This is a genomic window from Arthrobacter sp. RAF14 (assembly GCF_052114185.1).
Lineage (GTDB): Bacteria > Actinomycetota > Actinomycetes > Actinomycetales > Micrococcaceae > Arthrobacter_E.
In genome coordinates this window covers 65,619-80,951 of sequence record NZ_JBFREG010000002.1, presented here as the reverse complement: position 1 = coordinate 80,951, position 15,333 = coordinate 65,619, and the positions used below count along the sequence as shown (strand labels likewise).

General features: G+C 69.9%; 15 protein-coding genes. 12 read left to right on the top strand and 3 right to left on the bottom strand.

What is annotated here, in order from left to right:
• The first annotated feature begins 19 nt into the window (after nt 1-19).
• Nucleotides 20-1,000, top strand: a complete 981-nt coding sequence (locus AB4Y75_RS07970; RefSeq protein WP_441435345.1) for a bifunctional riboflavin kinase/FAD synthetase — start codon at nt 20-22, stop codon at nt 998-1,000.
• A gap of 60 nt (nt 1,001-1,060) precedes the next feature.
• Here the strand turns inward: AB4Y75_RS07970 and AB4Y75_RS07965 are convergent, their stop codons facing one another.
• A complete protein-coding gene (locus tag AB4Y75_RS07965) occupies nt 1,061-2,437 on the bottom strand; it encodes a DUF2252 domain-containing protein (protein ID WP_441435344.1) in 1,377 nt (458 codons plus the stop codon).
• 219 nt (nt 2,438-2,656) lie between these two features.
• Between AB4Y75_RS07965 and rpsO the strand changes: the two genes are divergently transcribed.
• The 3 genes from rpsO to AB4Y75_RS07950 all read left to right on the top strand — a co-directional run bounded on the left by rpsO (nt 2,657) and on the right by AB4Y75_RS07950 (nt 6,787).
• Entirely contained in the window at nt 2,657-2,926 is a 270-nt protein-coding gene (gene rpsO / locus AB4Y75_RS07960; protein WP_441435343.1) for a 30S ribosomal protein S15, read from the top strand.
• 297 nt (nt 2,927-3,223) lie between these two features.
• Nucleotides 3,224-5,443, top strand: a complete 2,220-nt coding sequence (locus AB4Y75_RS07955) for a polyribonucleotide nucleotidyltransferase (protein ID WP_441435342.1) — start codon at nt 3,224-3,226, stop codon at nt 5,441-5,443.
• A gap of 3 nt (nt 5,444-5,446) precedes the next feature.
• Entirely contained in the window at nt 5,447-6,787 is a 1,341-nt protein-coding gene (locus AB4Y75_RS07950; protein ID WP_441435341.1) for a M16 family metallopeptidase, read from the top strand.
• 155 nt (nt 6,788-6,942) lie between these two features.
• On the opposite strand, the gene AB4Y75_RS07945 is transcribed toward AB4Y75_RS07950, so the two are convergent.
• Both AB4Y75_RS07945 and moaA read right to left on the bottom strand, forming a co-directional pair.
• Nucleotides 6,943-7,254 carry a MoaD/ThiS family protein gene (locus AB4Y75_RS07945; RefSeq protein WP_441435340.1) on the bottom strand — a complete coding sequence of 104 codons (312 nt, stop codon included), beginning with the start codon at nt 7,252-7,254 and terminating at the stop codon, nt 6,943-6,945.
• 32 nt (nt 7,255-7,286) lie between these two features.
• On the bottom strand, nt 7,287-8,363 hold the full coding sequence (gene moaA / locus AB4Y75_RS07940) for a GTP 3',8-cyclase MoaA (protein ID WP_441435764.1): 1,077 nt from the start codon (nt 8,361-8,363) through the stop codon (nt 7,287-7,289).
• A 147-nt stretch (nt 8,364-8,510) separates the two neighbouring features.
• On the opposite strand from moaA, the gene AB4Y75_RS07935 reads away from it, so the two are divergent.
• The 8 genes from AB4Y75_RS07935 to dapA all read left to right on the top strand — a co-directional run bounded on the left by AB4Y75_RS07935 (nt 8,511) and on the right by dapA (nt 15,300).
• Entirely contained in the window at nt 8,511-10,151 is a 1,641-nt protein-coding gene (locus AB4Y75_RS07935) for a molybdopterin-dependent oxidoreductase (protein ID WP_441435339.1), read from the top strand.
• A 166-nt stretch (nt 10,152-10,317) separates the two neighbouring features.
• Nucleotides 10,318-11,553 (top strand): molybdopterin molybdotransferase MoeA, encoded by a 1,236-nt coding sequence (locus tag AB4Y75_RS07930; RefSeq protein ID WP_441435338.1) that lies wholly within the window; start codon nt 10,318-10,320, stop codon nt 11,551-11,553.
• Nucleotides 11,550-12,041 carry a cyclic pyranopterin monophosphate synthase MoaC gene (gene moaC / locus AB4Y75_RS07925; RefSeq protein WP_441435337.1) on the top strand — a complete coding sequence of 164 codons (492 nt, stop codon included), beginning with the start codon at nt 11,550-11,552 and terminating at the stop codon, nt 12,039-12,041. The genes AB4Y75_RS07930 and moaC overlap by 4 nt, the downstream gene beginning before the upstream one ends.
• Nucleotides 12,038-12,532: a MogA/MoaB family molybdenum cofactor biosynthesis protein gene (locus tag AB4Y75_RS07920; protein ID WP_441435336.1), complete on the top strand. Its 495-nt coding sequence runs from the start codon at nt 12,038-12,040 to the stop codon at nt 12,530-12,532. Before moaC ends, AB4Y75_RS07920 begins: the two co-directional genes overlap by 4 nt.
• A gap of 106 nt (nt 12,533-12,638) precedes the next feature.
• On the top strand, nt 12,639-13,007 hold the full coding sequence (locus AB4Y75_RS07915) for a molybdenum cofactor biosynthesis protein MoaE (RefSeq protein ID WP_307498658.1): 369 nt from the start codon (nt 12,639-12,641) through the stop codon (nt 13,005-13,007).
• A 66-nt stretch (nt 13,008-13,073) separates the two neighbouring features.
• Nucleotides 13,074-13,826, top strand: a complete 753-nt coding sequence (gene dapB, locus AB4Y75_RS07910; RefSeq protein ID WP_441435335.1) for a 4-hydroxy-tetrahydrodipicolinate reductase — start codon at nt 13,074-13,076, stop codon at nt 13,824-13,826.
• Nucleotides 13,827-14,288, top strand: coding sequence for a hypothetical protein (locus tag AB4Y75_RS07905; protein WP_441435334.1), 462 nt, complete (start codon nt 13,827-13,829; stop codon nt 14,286-14,288).
• Nucleotides 14,289-14,391: 103 nt separating this feature from the next.
• Nucleotides 14,392-15,300 (top strand): 4-hydroxy-tetrahydrodipicolinate synthase, encoded by a 909-nt coding sequence (gene dapA, locus AB4Y75_RS07900; RefSeq protein WP_441435333.1) that lies wholly within the window; start codon nt 14,392-14,394, stop codon nt 15,298-15,300.
• Nucleotides 15,301-15,333: the final 33 nt, after the last annotated feature.

Sequence of the window (15,333 nt, the reverse complement as noted above, 5' to 3'; positions counted from 1 at the left end):
CTCTTGTAGGGGATGGCTCATGGTTGACATTTGGCGGGACCTCACGGAGGTTCCGGAAGCTTACGGTCCCGCCGTGGTGACGATCGGGAACTTCGACGGCGTGCACCGGGGCCACCGCCGAGTCCTGAGCCGCCTGGTCGCCGCTGCCCGCGAAGGTGGCGCACGCGCCGTCGTCGTGACCTTCGATCCGCATCCCGCGCAGGTCCACCGCCCCGAGCACGCCCCCGAGCTGATCATGGGCCTGCAGGACCGGATGGAGGCCCTGGGCGCCGAGGGCGTCGACGCCGTGCTGGTCATGCACTACACCCCGGAGCTGGCCGCCATGAGTGCGCGCGCCTTCGTGCAGGACGTCCTGGTGGACGGGCTGCGCGCCGCCGGAGCCGTGATCGGCCACGACACCCGCTTCGGCGCGGGCAACAGCGGCGATGTGGACACCATGCGGGAGCTGGGCGCGGAGCTCGGCTTCCAGGTGGAGGTCATCGACGAATTCGGCAGCGACGACGACGGCGGCCTCTCGCGCCGCTGCTCGTCCACCTGGGTGCGTGAGGCCCTCGCCGCGGGGAACGTGGAGCAGGCCGCCGAGGTGCTGGGCCGTCCGCACCGCATGCGTGGCGAAGTGGTCCACGGCGCCGCCCGTGGACGTGAGCTCGGCTTCCCCACGGCCAATCTGGCCCCGGACTCCTCAGGCTTCGTGCCCGCGGACGGCATCTACGCCGGCTGGCTGGTCGATGAGGCCGGAACCCGCTGGCCGGCGGCGATCTCGGTGGGCTCCAATCCGACGTTCGAGGGCGTCGAGCGCCAGGTGGAAGCCCATGTGATCGGGCGGCCGGATGAGCGCGTCGAGGACTTCAACCTCTACGGGCAGTGCGTCGTGGTCGAGTTCGTCTCCCATCTGCGCGGCATGGTCGCGTACCGGGGCCCCGAGGCCCTCGTGGAGCAGATGTGCCTCGACGTCGCGCAGACGCGGGAGATCCTGGGCGTCCCGGCGCCCCGAACCTGACGGATCCGAAGCCCCGACGGGCTCACGGCCCGGCTGTCCCTGGGGCGCGTGCCCCAGGCGTCACACCGGTGGAGCAGTGAGTGCCGTCGCGTGGTCCGCGGAGGAGAGCCGTGCCGCGAAGGCCCGGTGATCGGCCGCGTTGACCTCTTCATACGCCAGCGCCCAGTCCAGGAGCGCCGACCCCACCTTCCGGCCCCGGCCCAGGTACCCGGCGATCCGCGTGGCGGCGGGCGATTGGGAGTGCGCCCGGGACAGCAGCAAGGCGCAGGCCTGGGCGTAGCCGTGGAAGGGGCCGTCCTCCAGAGCCGAGGCATCGATCCCGCCCTTCATGTCGCGGAACTGGCGCAGGTAGAAATCGCCCTCGGGTGCTTTCAGATGGCCCAGGAACGGGTCCGAGCAGGCCTGGAGGATCTTCTGGATCCTCACCACGCGCGCGCCTTCACCGCGCTGGGCCACGCCCTCGAGCAGCTGACGCGGCTGGGCGATCCCTCCGTATTCGGCCAGCACGCTGCGGCGGGCCTCCTTCGCCTGGAGGATGAGGACGTCATCCGCGGAGTCCTGCAGCGCGATCACGAAACACTGCGTGCCCACACTTCCCACGCCCACCACCCGGCGGGCGAAGTCCGCCAGGGAGTAGTGCTGGACCAGGAACGCGATGTCGATCGCGGCGTTGCGCTGATACTCCTTGAAGAGGGCGTTGAGATCCCGCGTGAGGGACGGCTCCACATGTTCCATGACCGGAGGATCGTCCACGAAACGGATGCGGCCGTCGTCGCCCTTCCGGGTCAATTTCCGCGCCGCCTGCCCGGTGGTCCGCCTCCTCGCCTTGGCGATCGCGTCCTGCAGGGCTTTCCGCGACGGCCCGGACAGTCTGCTGAGTGTCTCCTCGGCGTCGACGTTCGCGTAGTACCGTTCCACGGGGCTCAGCCGGAGTGCGGCGTCGAGACCCAGGCGGTAGCCGTCCACCGCTGCGAGCGCCGCGTTCTCGATGACCTCGGTGCTGCGCCCGCTGTCCCGCCCTGCGATGACGAGGCTGGTGACCAGGCGCTTGAGGTCCCATTCCCACGGCGCCCAGGCGGCCTCGTCGAAGTCGTTGAGATCGAACACGAGGCTCCGCTCCGGGGACGCGTAGAACCCGAAGTTGGCGAGGTGGGCGTCCCCGCAGGAGGCCACCAGGATGCCGCTGTGCCGGTCCCTTGCCAGGTCCGCGGCCATGACGGCGGCCGCGCCACGGTAGAACGCGAAGGGCGACGCGGCCATGCGCTCCTCCCTCAGCGGGACCAGGAACGGGACGCGCGTGGCGTTCTGACGGTCCAGGATCCCCAGTGGGTCGCGCCCGTCGGTGCTGAGCCGCGCCAGCTCCCGCCGGGGATGCGTTGAGCGGGCGGCCCGGCCGGCCGTGAGCTGGTCCGTGAGAGTGACGCGTGCAGACTCCATGAGGACAGTCTGGGGGCCGCCGCCGCTCCGGACAAGCGAGGCCGCGGCCCGGGCCACCCCGCTTTTCGACAAGCTGCGGCGTGTGCCGATAGAATGACAGGTGGGTTCGGCTGCAGTCCGTGGTTGCCGAGTCTGTTGCCTGTCCGCTTCGGCGGGAGGCGGCTACCCGGCAGTGAGTTTCTGTCCGGGCCGCACGGCACAACTCATTAGGAGTTCACTGTGGCACTTGACGCCGCCGTAAAGACGCAGATCATCCAGGAATTCGCCACCCACGAGGGTGACACCGGTTCCCCCGAGGTTCAGATCGCTGTGCTGTCCAAGCGCATCTCTGACCTGACGGAGCACCTGAAGTTCCACAAGCACGACCACCACACCCGCCGTGGCCTCATGGCTCTGGTCGGTCGCCGCAAGCGCATGCTGCGTTACCTGCACGACACCGACATCAGCCGCTACCGTTCGCTCATCGAGCGCCTCGGCCTGCGCCGCTAGTTGGTCCGGAAGCGGCCCGCTCATCGAGTGGGCCGCTTCCTGCAGCAACAGCGAAAGCTGAGTTCGACGGAAGTGCCTCACCAGAGGCGCTTCAGCACAAGTAGGTCAGCACATCAGTAAGTAGATCAGCAGAAGACCTTCCGGATCCGCGCATTCGCGGTCCTCGGTAGTGACTCGCGGGACGGCCGGACAGGCCCTGGCCCGAGGGTCTCGATCGAAGACCGGGTGACGTACAGGACGGCGACGCCGCCCCTGGGCTGGAACGGACGGTCTTCACACACGAAACGGAGGTGACCCTTGGAGGGTCCCGAAATCCAGTTCTCCGAAGCGATCATCGACAACGGCCGGTTCGGCCAGCGCGTGATCCGATTTGAAACCGGCCGTCTGGCCAAGCAGGCCGCAGGCGCGGCCATGGTGTACATCGACGATGACACCGCACTGCTCTCCGCCACCACCGCGGGCAAGCACCCGCGTGAGGGCTTCGACTTCTTCCCGCTCACCGTGGACGTGGAAGAGCGCATGTACGCCGCCGGCCGCATCCCCGGCAGCTTCTTCCGCCGCGAAGGCCGTCCGTCCACCGAGGCCATCCTGGCCTGCCGCCTCATGGACCGCCCGCTGCGTCCGGCCTTCGTGAAGGGTCTGCGCAACGAGGTCCAGATCGTGGTGACCGTCCTGGCGATCAACCCGGACGAGCTCTACGACGTGGTCGCCATCAACGCGTCCTCCATGTCCACCCAGCTCTCCGGTCTGCCGTTCTCCGGCCCGATCGGCGGCGTCCGTGTCGCACTGATCGCCGACGAGCAGGGCACCCAGTGGGTCGCCTTCCCGAAGCACTCCCAGCTCGAGAACGCCGTGTTCGACATGGTCGTGGCCGGCCGTGTCGCCGGTGACGACGTCGCGATCATGATGGTCGAGGCCGAGGCCACCGACAACTCCTGGAACCTCATCAAGGAACAGGGCGCCACCGCCCCGACCGAAGAGGTCGTGGCCGAGGGCCTCGAGGCCGCCAAGCCGTTCATCAAGGCCCTGTGCGAGGCTCAGTCCGACCTGGCCGCCCGTGCCGCCAAGCCCACGGTCGAGTTCCCGGTCTTCCTGGACTACCAGGACGACGTGTTCTCCGCCGTCGAGGCCGCCGCTGCGACCCGCCTGGCCGAGGTCTTCCAGATCGCGGACAAGCAGGAGCGTGACGCCGCCTCCGATGCCCTGAAGGACGAAGTGGTCGCCTCTCTGGCCGAGCAGTTCGAAGGCCGCGAGAAGGAGCTCTCCGCAGCCTTCCGCTCCGTCACCAAGCAGGTCGTGCGCCAGCGCATCCTCAAGGACCAGGTCCGCATCGACGGCCGTGGCCTGACGGACATCCGTCAGCTCACCGCCGAGGTCGAGGTCCTGCCCCGCGTGCACGGCTCCGCCATCTTCGAGCGCGGCGAGACCCAGATCATGGGTGTCACCACGCTGAACATGCTCAAGATGGAGCAGCAGATCGACTCCCTGTCGCCGGAGAAGACCAAGCGCTACATGCACAACTACAACTTCCCGCCGTACTCGACCGGTGAGACCGGCCGCGTCGGCTCCCCGAAGCGCCGCGAAATCGGCCACGGTGCTCTCGCCGAGCGCGCCCTGGTGCCGGTGCTGCCGAGCCGCGAGGAGTTCCCGTACGCGATCCGCCAGGTGTCCGAGGCTCTCGGCTCCAACGGTTCGACGTCGATGGGTTCCGTCTGCGCCTCCACCCTGTCCCTGCTGAACGCCGGTGTGCCGCTGAAGGCCCCCGTCGCCGGCATCGCCATGGGCCTGGTGTCCGACGAGGTCGACGGTCAGACCCGCTACGCGGCCCTGACCGACATCCTCGGCGCCGAAGACGCCTTCGGTGACATGGACTTCAAGGTCGCCGGTACCCGTGAGTTCGTCACGGCCATCCAGCTCGACACCAAGCTGGACGGCATCCCCGCCTCCGTGCTGGCCGCCGCGCTGAAGCAGGCCCGCGAAGCCCGCCTCCACATCCTCGACGTGCTCAACGCCGCGATCGACACCCCGGATGAGCTCTCCGAGTTCGCTCCGCGCGTCATCGCCGTGAAGATCCCCGTGGACAAGATCGGCGAGGTCATCGGCCCCAAGGGCAAGATGATCAACCAGATCCAGGAGGACACCGGCGCGGACATCTCCATCGAGGACGACGGCACCGTGTACATCGGCGCCACCAACGGCCCGTCCGCCGAGGCCGCCCGCTCCGCGATCAACGCCATCGCCAACCCGCAGATCCCCGAGGTCGGTGAGCGTTACCTGGGCACCGTGGTCAAGACCACCACGTTCGGCGCGTTCGTCTCCCTGACCCCGGGCAAGGACGGCCTCCTGCACGTCACCGAGCTGCGCAAGCTCGCCGGTGGCAAGCGCGTGGACAACGTCGAGGACGTCGTCTCCGTGGGCCAGAAGGTCCAGGTGGAGATCACCAAGATCGACGACCGCGGCAAGCTCTCCCTCTCCCCGGTGGTTGAGGACGAGGCTGAAGCCCCGGCTGGCGAGTAGTACATGGCAGCCACTGAGCTGCCTCTGAGCGTGGAGCAGGGCCGTCCGGTCCTGCTCCACGCCCATGATGGGGCAGAAGTCCGCCGGACCGTCCTCCCGGGCGGCGTCCGGGTCCTCACCGAATCGATGCCGGGGCAGCGCTCCGCCACCATCGGGTTCTGGGTGGGCGTGGGCTCCCGCGACGAGGTCGGAGGCCAGCACGGCTCCACGCACTTCCTGGAACACCTGCTCTTCAAAGGCACCCGACGCCGGACCGCCCTGGAGATCGCCTCGGCCTTCGACGAGGTGGGCGGCGAGTCCAACGCGGCCACCGCGAAGGAGAGCACCTGCTACTACGCGCGGGTGCTGGACCGTGACCTGCCGATGGCGATCGACGTCATCGCGGACATGATCACGGGAGCCGTCCTGGATCCCGAGGAGCTCGAGCAGGAGCGCGAAGTCATCCTCGAAGAGATCGCCATGGACGCGGATGATCCCACCGACGTGGCGCACGAGCACTTCGTCTCCGCCGTGCTGGGCGATCACCCGCTGGGCCGCCCGATCGGCGGCACCCCCGAAGCCATCCGCGCCGTGGCGCGCGACTCGGTCTGGGAGCACTACCGGCAGCACTACCGTCCCCAGGAACTGGTGGTCACCGCCGCCGGCGGCCTGGATCACGACGTCGTCTGCTCGCTCGTGGAGGAGGCCCTCCGGTCCGCCGGCTGGCCGATGACCGAGGGCACCGCTCCGAAGCCCCGCAGGTCCTCCGACGCCGCCGCCATCAGCGGCAGGCCCGGTCTCGCCGTGGTGAAGCGCCAGGTGGAACAGGCCAACATCATCCTGGGCTGCCCGGGACTGGTGGCCGGTGACTCGCGCCGCTACGTCATGAGCGTGCTGAATTCGGTGCTCGGCGGAGGCATGTCCTCGCGGCTCTTCCAGGAGATCCGCGAGAAGAAGGGGCTGGTCTACTCCACGTACTCCTTCTCCTCGAGCTACGCGGACGCGGGCTACTTCGGTCTGTATGCGGGATGCAGCCCGGCCAAGGTGGGGCAGGTCATCACCCTGCTCCAGGCCGAGCTGGAGAAGCTCGCGGAACACGGCATCACGGAGTCGGAACTGAGCAAGGCCAAGGGCCAGCTCTCCGGCGGGATCGTGCTGGCCCTGGAGGACACCGGCTCCCGGATGTCCCGCCTGGGCCGGGCCGAACTGGTGTCCGGCGAGTTCCAGAGCATCGACGACACCCTGGCTCAGATCGAATCGGTCACGGCGGAGCAGGTGCTGGAGCTGGCGCGGGACATGGCCGGCCGGCCTCGGACGATCACCGTCGTGGGGCCGTTCGACGAGTCGGAGACGTTCGGGCTCTAATCGAAAACTGACAGAGGATCTGCTCTGACGGCTATCCCCATGCTCCGTGCGCGGCGACCGCTGTGCTCAGGGCATGGGGCCCCTTGACGCCGTCGGCCGCAGATCCTCTGTCAGTTTTCAGCACTGGCGAACGTCTCGGGTTCGTCTGGTGGTGCTCAGCCGCCGGCGAAGGGCGGGAGGACGTCCACCGTGTCGCCGGGGGAGAGCGGTTTGGCGTGGTCCTTGGCGGCCACGCCGTTGATGAGGAATGAGCTCCGCGAGAGGACCCGGGACAGTTCGGGGGCGTCTGCGGCGGCGCCCGGCCGCTCGGCCGCCTGGACCGCTTCCAGCAGCGCGCCCAGGGTGAACGGGCCCGCGGAGGGGGCCGCGCCGTCGTCGGTCGCGAGGGTGGACGGCGGCGCGTCGAAGCGTTCCTCGTCCACGCCGGCCGCCGCTTTGGCCGCGGCGAAGTACCGTACCGTGATCATCTGTTCTGTTCTCCTGGGTGACTCTGCGTGACTCAGCCGCCGATGGCGCTCATGGAGCGGTCCGGCTGCACGAAATCGGGGGCGTCCAGGCCGACATGGCCCATGCCGTGTGCCTTCGGCTTGACCCACATGGCCTCCTGCCATCGACGCACGAGTTCTGCGTCGTCCGCGCCGGAACGGAGCGGCCCCAGAAGGTCGAACTCCTCCCGCGAGAAGAGGCAGCTCATGACCTTGCCCTCCGCGGTGAGGCGGGTGCGACGGCAGTCCGAGCAGAACGGCTCCGTGACGGAGGCGATGATGCCCACCGTGCCCAGCACCTCGCCGGTCTCCCGTGACCGCACGGTGAACCGTTCGGCAGGGGCGCCGTCACGCTGACGGGGATCCGGACCCAGCTCGAAGCGCTCTTCGATGATCTCCCGGGTCTGGGCGGCGGTGATGAGCTGTTCGCGCTGCCAGATGTGGTCCGCGTCCAGGGGCATCTGCTCGATGAACCGCAGCTCGTAGCCGTGCTCCAGGGCCCAGGCCAGGAGGTCCGGAGCCTGGTGGTCATTGAGACCGCGCATCAGGACCGCGTTGAGCTTCAGGGGCGTGAGCCCGGCCCGGGCCGCAGCCTCGACGCCGCGCAGCACCTGTTCCAGGAAGTTCCGGCGCGTGAGCGTGGCGAAGGTCTCGGGGTGGATGGAATCGAGCGAGACGTTGATCCGGGTCAGGCCCGCGTCCCTGAGCGCCTGAGCCCGCGACTCCAGCCCGACGGCGTTGGTGGTCATCGAGATGGGCAGTTCCGGATGATCCTCGCGGAGCCCGGCGATGATCTCCACCAGATCGGCTCGGACGAGAGGTTCGCCGCCGGTGAGCCGCAGTTCCCGGACACCCAGCCGGTCCACGGCCAGGCGCACCAGGCGGCGGATCTCCTCCTGGGTCATGAGGCGGTCCTTCGCCATCCAGTCGAGGCCGTTGGCGGGCATGCAGTAGGTGCAGCGCAGATTGCACTTGTCGATCAATGAGACCCGGAGGTCGGTGGCGAGGCGGCCGAAGCGGTCCAGGAGACCGCTGTGTTCCGGCATCGGCGTCGGGTCGCCTTCCCGCGCGGCAGGGGGCAGCCCGGGCATGCCGAGGGCTACGCGCACGCCCGCATCATGTGCGGTCTTCTCCATGTCTTTCACCCTACGCCAGCCTGAAGCCCGCGGGATGTTTCAGTCTTGTCATAACTGGTGAATCCGAACGCTCGATCGGTGGCACCGGCTTAATCTGGACGTATGAACGGTGCCTCGCTTTCCCGGGACGTCCCGACGGCCCCACGGCACAGGCCGGTCGGAGCCTGGCGGGTGACGGCGCTGGCCGGGGTCTGCGGCCTGCTGGCCGTGGTGACCGGCGTGCTGCTGGGAGAGTTCCTCAGTGTCTGGCTGAGCCCGTCGCTGACTCCGCTGAACGCCGTAGGCGGAGTGGTGATCGACGCCGTGCCCGGCCCGGTCAAGGAATGGGCCATCGCCAGCTTCGGGACCTCGGACAAGCTGGTCTTCGGTATCGCCATGCGCGTGATCGCGGCCGTGCTGGCCGTGCTGGCCGGGATACTCGAATCCCGGCGCCGCCGCACGGGCCTGGTGCTCGTCTCCCTCATCGGGGTGCTGGCCGCCTGGGCCGGCGCGGTCCGGCCCGACGGCGGTGCCGTGCCCGCGGTGCTCGGGCTGCTCTCCGGCGTGGTGGCCGCCGTCGTGCTGTCCGTCCTGATCACGCGGCTCGGCGTCTGGGCGCGTCCGGAGGCCGACGCGGAGGCCGACGCCCCGACTCCCGCCGAGGCGGGGTCGGGGGCGTCCGCCCCGAGCAGCCGCAGGCGGTTTCTCGGTGCGATCGGTGCGAGCGCCGTGGGGATCGCCGTCCTCGCGGCCGGCACGGCCGTGGCCCGCGGCGCCCGGAGCGGATACCAGACGGCGCGCGCCGCGCTGAAGCTTCCCGCCCCGGCGAAGGCCGCGCCGCCCGCCCCGCCGGACGTTCCCGTGCCCGGCATCTCGCCCTGGTCCACACCCAACGGCGAGTTCTACCGCATCGACACCGCCCTGGTGGTCCCGTTCGTCGACCCGGCCTCCTGGAGTCTCAAGGTCACCGGCCTGGTGGAGCGGGAAGTCACCCTGACCTTCGAGGATCTGCTGGCCAAGCCTCTGCGCGAACTGGACGTCACCCTGGCCTGCGTGTCCAACGAGGTCGGCGGCGATCTGGTGGGCAACGCCCGCTGGCTCGGCTGGCCCGTCCGGGAACTGCTCGCTCAGGCGGGCGTCCGGCAGGGCGCAGACATGGTGCTCTCCAGCAGCGTGGACGGCTTCACGGCCAGCACACCGCTGGAGGCCCTGACGGACGCCAGGGGTGCCCTTCTCGCGATCGGGATGAACGGTCAGCCGCTGCCGCCCGAACACGGTTTCCCGGTCCGGCTCGTCGTTCCGGGGCTGTACGGATACGTCTCCGCCACCAAGTGGGTCACGGAACTGAAGGTGACCACGTTCGCGCAGGACATGGCGTACTGGACGTCCCGCGGCTGGTCCGACCACGGTCCCATCAAGCGCTCCAGCCGGATCGACACACCCCGCAGGAACGCCACCGTCGCACAGGACGGCGTCCTGGGCGGCGTGGCCTGGGCTCAGGGCGTGGGCGTCGCCTCGGTCGAGGTGAAGCTCGACGACGGCGCCTGGCAGCCCGCGCGATTGGGCGGCGACGGCGGCACGGACTCCTGGCGGCAGTGGTGGCTGCCGCTCGCGGCACTGAGTGGGGGAGCGCCGGGGCCGGGTGAACACCGGCTGACGGTCCGGACGACCGGCCGGGACGGACAGCCCCAGTCCACGGACGTGGCCCCGCCGGCGCCGAACGGTTCCAGCGGCCTGCATTCGGTCGATTTCCGGATCGGGTGATCTTCCCGGCGGCCCGGCCCCTGCGGCCCGGCCCCAGTGCACTGCGCGGGGGAGCAGCCCCGGCTCGCCCGATCCGTGCGGTGACACCGGACCATCGCCGCCGCGTCGTCCGCGCCCGCTCGCCGGGCGGCACCCGGAGACCGTCCTCACCTGCCAGAATGGGGCCATGACTTCGCATTCCGAGACGCCCTCCGCGGGGGCGCGCCGGGCGCGCCGGAGCGTCGATGACCATGCGGCCGCCGTCCGTGCGCTCCTGGAGCCGGTGCTGGAACGGCTGGCACGTGACCCCCGCTCCGTGCCCTTGGCGGAGGCCCGCGGCAGGGTCCTGGCCCGCGACGTGGTCGCACCCCTGGACCTTCCGCCATTCGCCAACTCGCAGATGGACGGGTACGCCGTCCGGTCCGCCGAGGTCCCCGGTGCCGTGACCGTCGTGGCGACCATCGCAGCCGGCCACGCCGAAGCGGCGCTGGCTCCCGCGCCGGGGCCTGGCTCCGCGGCCCCCATCATGACCGGCGCCATGCTGCCCGCCTGGGCCGACGCCGTCGTGCCCGTGGAGGCCGCCGATCCGCCGCGCTTCGTGTCCACGGGGGAGGCGGTGACGCTGCCGGCGGCGCCCGCGGGGCAGTTCGTCAGAGCGCAGGGAAGCGACGTCCAGCGGGGGACCGTGGTCCTGGACGCCGGGGTGCGCCTCGGTGCGGCCCGGATCGCCCTTCTGGCCGCCCTGGGCCTGGCGGAGGTTCCCGTCCGGGAGCCGCTGCGCGTGGCGGTCCTCAGCACGGGTGATGAACTGGTGCAGCCCGGCGTCGCCCTTTCTCCCGGCCGGATCTACGATTCCAACGGCCCCATGCTCGCGGCCGCGCTGGAAGACGCCGGAGCGGCGGTGCTCGCGGTGCAGGCTCAGGAGGACAGCCCGGAAGGGCTGCGAGAGGCACTGTCCCGGCTGGACGGGGTCGACCTGGTGGTCAGCACGGGAGGCATCAGCCAGGGTGCCTTCGAAGTCGTCAAGCAGGGCCTGGCCGACGGCGTGGAGTTCGTCTCGGTCGCCCTGCAGCCGGGAGGCCCCCAGGCCCTGGGAACCGTGGAACTCGCCGGTGGAGCCGTGCCGTTCCTGGGATTCCCGGGGAACCCCGTGAGCTCCCTGATCTCGTTCGAGATGTTCCTCCGCCCGCTGCTGGCCGGGGCTCGGCCCCGGGTCCGGGCCATTCTGGATCAGGGCGCGGACAGTCCCGCGGACAAACACCAGGTGCGGCGCGGCGTTCACGGTGACGGCCGTGTCCGCCTGGAGGGCGGGGCCGGTTCCCACCTCCTGCACGCCCTGGCGCAGGCCGATTGTCTGGTCCACCTCCCGGTGGGCCTCGAGCGCGCTGACGATGGCGCGGAAGTGGAAGTATGGATCCTATGACGGAATCGCAGGCCGGAGACGGCCCCCAGCTGACCCATGTCCGGGCCGACGGCAGTGCCCACATGGTCGATGTCTCGGCCAAGGAGGAGACCACGCGCGTCGCCACGGCGCAGGCGGTTCTGCGGACCACGCCCGAGGTGCTCCGTCTCCTGGGCGAAGGTGGGCTGCCCAAGGGTGACGCGCTCGCCGTGGCCCGCGTGGCCGGGATCATGGCCGCGAAGAAGACCCCGGAGCTCGTGCCCCTGTGTCACCCGTTGCCGCTGTCCAAGGTGACCGTGGACTTCGAGCTCCGGGAGGACTCCGTCCGCATCGAAGCGCTCGTCAAGACCCGTGGCGTGACCGGTGTGGAGATGGAAGCGCTGACCGCGGCGAGCGTCGCAGCGCTCGGCGTGTACGACATGATCAAGGCCGTGGACAAGCACGCGGTCATCACGGACATCCAGGTGCTTGCCAAGAGCGGCGGCAAGAGCGGGGACTGGACACGATGAGCCACGGACTGAGGAAGAACCGGGCCGGAGTGGTGGTGGCCTCCACGAGCGCCGCCGCCGGACTCGCCGAGGACCTGACCGGTCCCGTCCTGGTGGACTGGCTGCGCGAGCACGGCTTCGACGTGGGGGAGCCGCTCGTGGTGCCCGACGGCGCCGCCGTGGGCGCCGCCCTCCGCGCACTCGTGCAGGTGGGTTCCGCCGTCGTGATCACCACCGGGGGCACCGGACTCACCCCCGACGACCTCACCCCGGAGGAGACGCTTCCATTGCTGGACCGCCAGGTGCCCGGCCTCATGGAGGCGATCCGCGCCGTGGGACTCGCGAAGACGCCCTTCGCCGCCCTGAGCAGGGGCTACGCCGGTCTGGCCGGCGACTGCCTCGTGGTCAACCTTCCGGGGTCCCCCCAAGGGGTCATGGACGGCCTCGGCGTCCTCGACCCGCTCATCAGCCATATCTGCGCCCAGGCCCAGGGAGAACACCATGACCATTGAGAACGCACAGCCCACTGAGAATGCACAGCCCACTGAGAATAGCCAGCCCGCACCGCACGCCCGCGTCCTGTTCGCGGAGCTGAGTCCCGCGCCGATCTCGGCGGAGATGGCGCTGGACGCCGTCTCCCACGACCGGGCCGGCGCCGTCGTGACGTTCTGCGGCGTGGTCCGGGACCACGACGGCGGCCGCTCGGTGGACCGCCTCAACTATTCGGCCCATCCGAGCGCCCAGGAGGCCCTGGACCGGATCGTGGCGGAGCTCGGGGACGCGCACGGGGAGGCGACGCTGTGGGTGTCGCACCGGGTGGGAGCGCTCTCGATCGGGGACGCGGCGCTGGTCTGCGCCGTGGCCACCCCGCACCGACGCGAGGCGTTCGCCTTGTGCTCGGACATCGTCGAGCGTGTCAAGGCGGAAGTGCCCATCTGGAAGGAGCAGTTCTTCTCGGACGGCACCGTCGAATGGGTGGGTGTCTGACGGCTGCCGTGGGCCGCACGCGGACCCGTTTTCAGTGCCTGCCCGGCCCCCGGATACGCTTGGTGCATGAGCATCAGAGTGGCAGTGATCGGCGCGGGCGGGCGCATGGGCAGCGAGGCCGTGAAGGCCGTGGAGGCGGCGTCCGACCTGGAGCTCGTCGCCGCGCTGCGTCGCGATGACGCGCTGGAGGGGATCCTCGACGCCGGGGCCACCCACGTGGTGGACCTCAGCGTGCCGGACTCCACGGAGCGGAACGTGCGCTTCGCCGTCGAGCACGGCCTGCATGCCGTGGTGGGCACCACCGGCTGGACGCCGGAGCGGCTCGAATCCCTGCGTGAACTGCTCGCCACGCAGCCCGGCGTCGGCGTCCTGATCGCGCCCAACTTCGCCCTCGGCTCCGTGCTTGCCAGCGCCTTCGCGGCCAAGGCCTCCCGGTACTTCGAATCCGTCGAGATCGTGGAACTGCATCACCCGGACAAGGTGGACGCCCCGTCCGGAACCGCTGCGCGCACCGCCGAACTGATCGCCGCCGCGCGAGAGGCGGCGGGCGTGTCCGCGAGCCCCGACGCGACGCAGAGCGATCCGCTGGGAGCGCGGGGCGCCGTCGTCGACGGTGTCCACGTCCACAGCGTCCGCCTCCGCGGCCTGGTGGCGCACCAGGAGGTGCTGCTGGGAGGTCCCGGCGAGCAGCTGACCATCCGCCATGACTCCTACGACCGTGCGTCCTTCATGCCCGGTGTCCTGCTGGGTCTGCGTGAGGTGGCGGGGCACCCGGGCCTCACGCACGGCCTGGACGGCTACCTGGATCTGGGGCTGTAGGTGAAAGAGTTCTGGGCAGCCTACAAGACCAAGATCTGGGTGGGTGCCATCACCCTGCTGCTGGTGTTCTATCTGGTGGTGACGTTCAACCGGGCCGTGCTGCTGCTCGTGGATCCGCAGCCCGTGGCCAAGGCGATGGGTCTCGCTTATCTCGTGCTGCCCGTGGTGGGCGCCTGGGCCCTGGCCCGGGAACTGATGTTCGGAGCCCGCACCGAACGGATGGCGAAGATCCTGGAGGAGGAAGGCGGACTGCCGCCGGACAACCTTCCGCGCACCCCGGCCGGCCGGATCGTCCGCGAGGCTGCCGACGCCGAGTTCGTGAAGTACCAGCGGGAGGCGGAGGCCGCGCCGGAGGACTGGCGCGTCTGGTTCCGCCTGAGCTGCGCGTACGACGCCGCCGGGGACCGCCGTCGTGCCCGCGCCGCCATGCGTGACGCCGTGGGTCTCTTCCGCCGCGGCTGAGAAGCGGCCGCGAGGCGTCCCGCACCGTGCCGAACGCTCTGTGAAGTGCCGCCATACGGGACCGTGTTGCAGAGGTATGACGGATTCGCGATAACCTTCATGCATGGCTGTTTCTGGTACGCGCACCCCCAACCTCGGAACTCTTCTGACCGCGATGGTCACACCGTTCACCGATGAGGGAGTGGTCGACTACCAGAAGGCGGCCGAGCTGGCCGTGCACTTGGTGGACAACGGCTGCGACGGTCTGGTCGTCACCGGCACCACCGGGGAGACCTCCACGCTCACCGACGACGAGAACGTGGGCATGTTCCGTGCCGTCAAGGAAGCCGTCGGGGACCGTGCCGTGATCATCGCGGGCACGGGCACCAATGACACCGCCCACTCGATCCAGCTGTCCCGCCGGGCAGAGGAGGTCGGGGTGGACGGCCTGCTGATCGTGACTCCGTACTACAACAAGCCCAGCCAGGCCGGAGTCCAGGCGCATTTCGAAGCCGTCGCGAACTCCACCGGCCTGCCCGTCATGCTGTATGACATCCCTGGCCGCTCCTCGATCGAGATCGCCCCGGACACCATGATCCGGCTGGCCGAGCACCCGAACATCGTCGCCGTGAAGGACGCCAAGGCGGACTTCGCCAAGGCCACCCGCGTCATGCGGGAGACGGACCTGGTGTTCTACTCGGGCGATGACGGTCTCACCCTGGAATGGATGGCGCTCGGCGCCGTCGGACTGGTGGGTGTGACCACCCATGTCGCCACGGCGAAGTTCCGCGCACTCGTGGACGCCGTCAACGCAGGCGATCTGGTCACCGCCCGCACCCTCAACTTCGACCTCGAACCCGTGGTCCGTGCCACCATGACCCGCGCCCAGGGCGCCGTGGCGGCCAAGCAGATTCTTCAGTGGCAGAACGTCCTGCCCAACTCGCGCGTCCGTCTGCCCCTGGTGGAACTGGACGATGCCGAGAAAGCCATCATCCGTGAAGATTTGGCGGAGGCCGCATGGGTCCTGGGCTAAACATCCAGGTACCCGTACGGCTGCTGCCGGAAA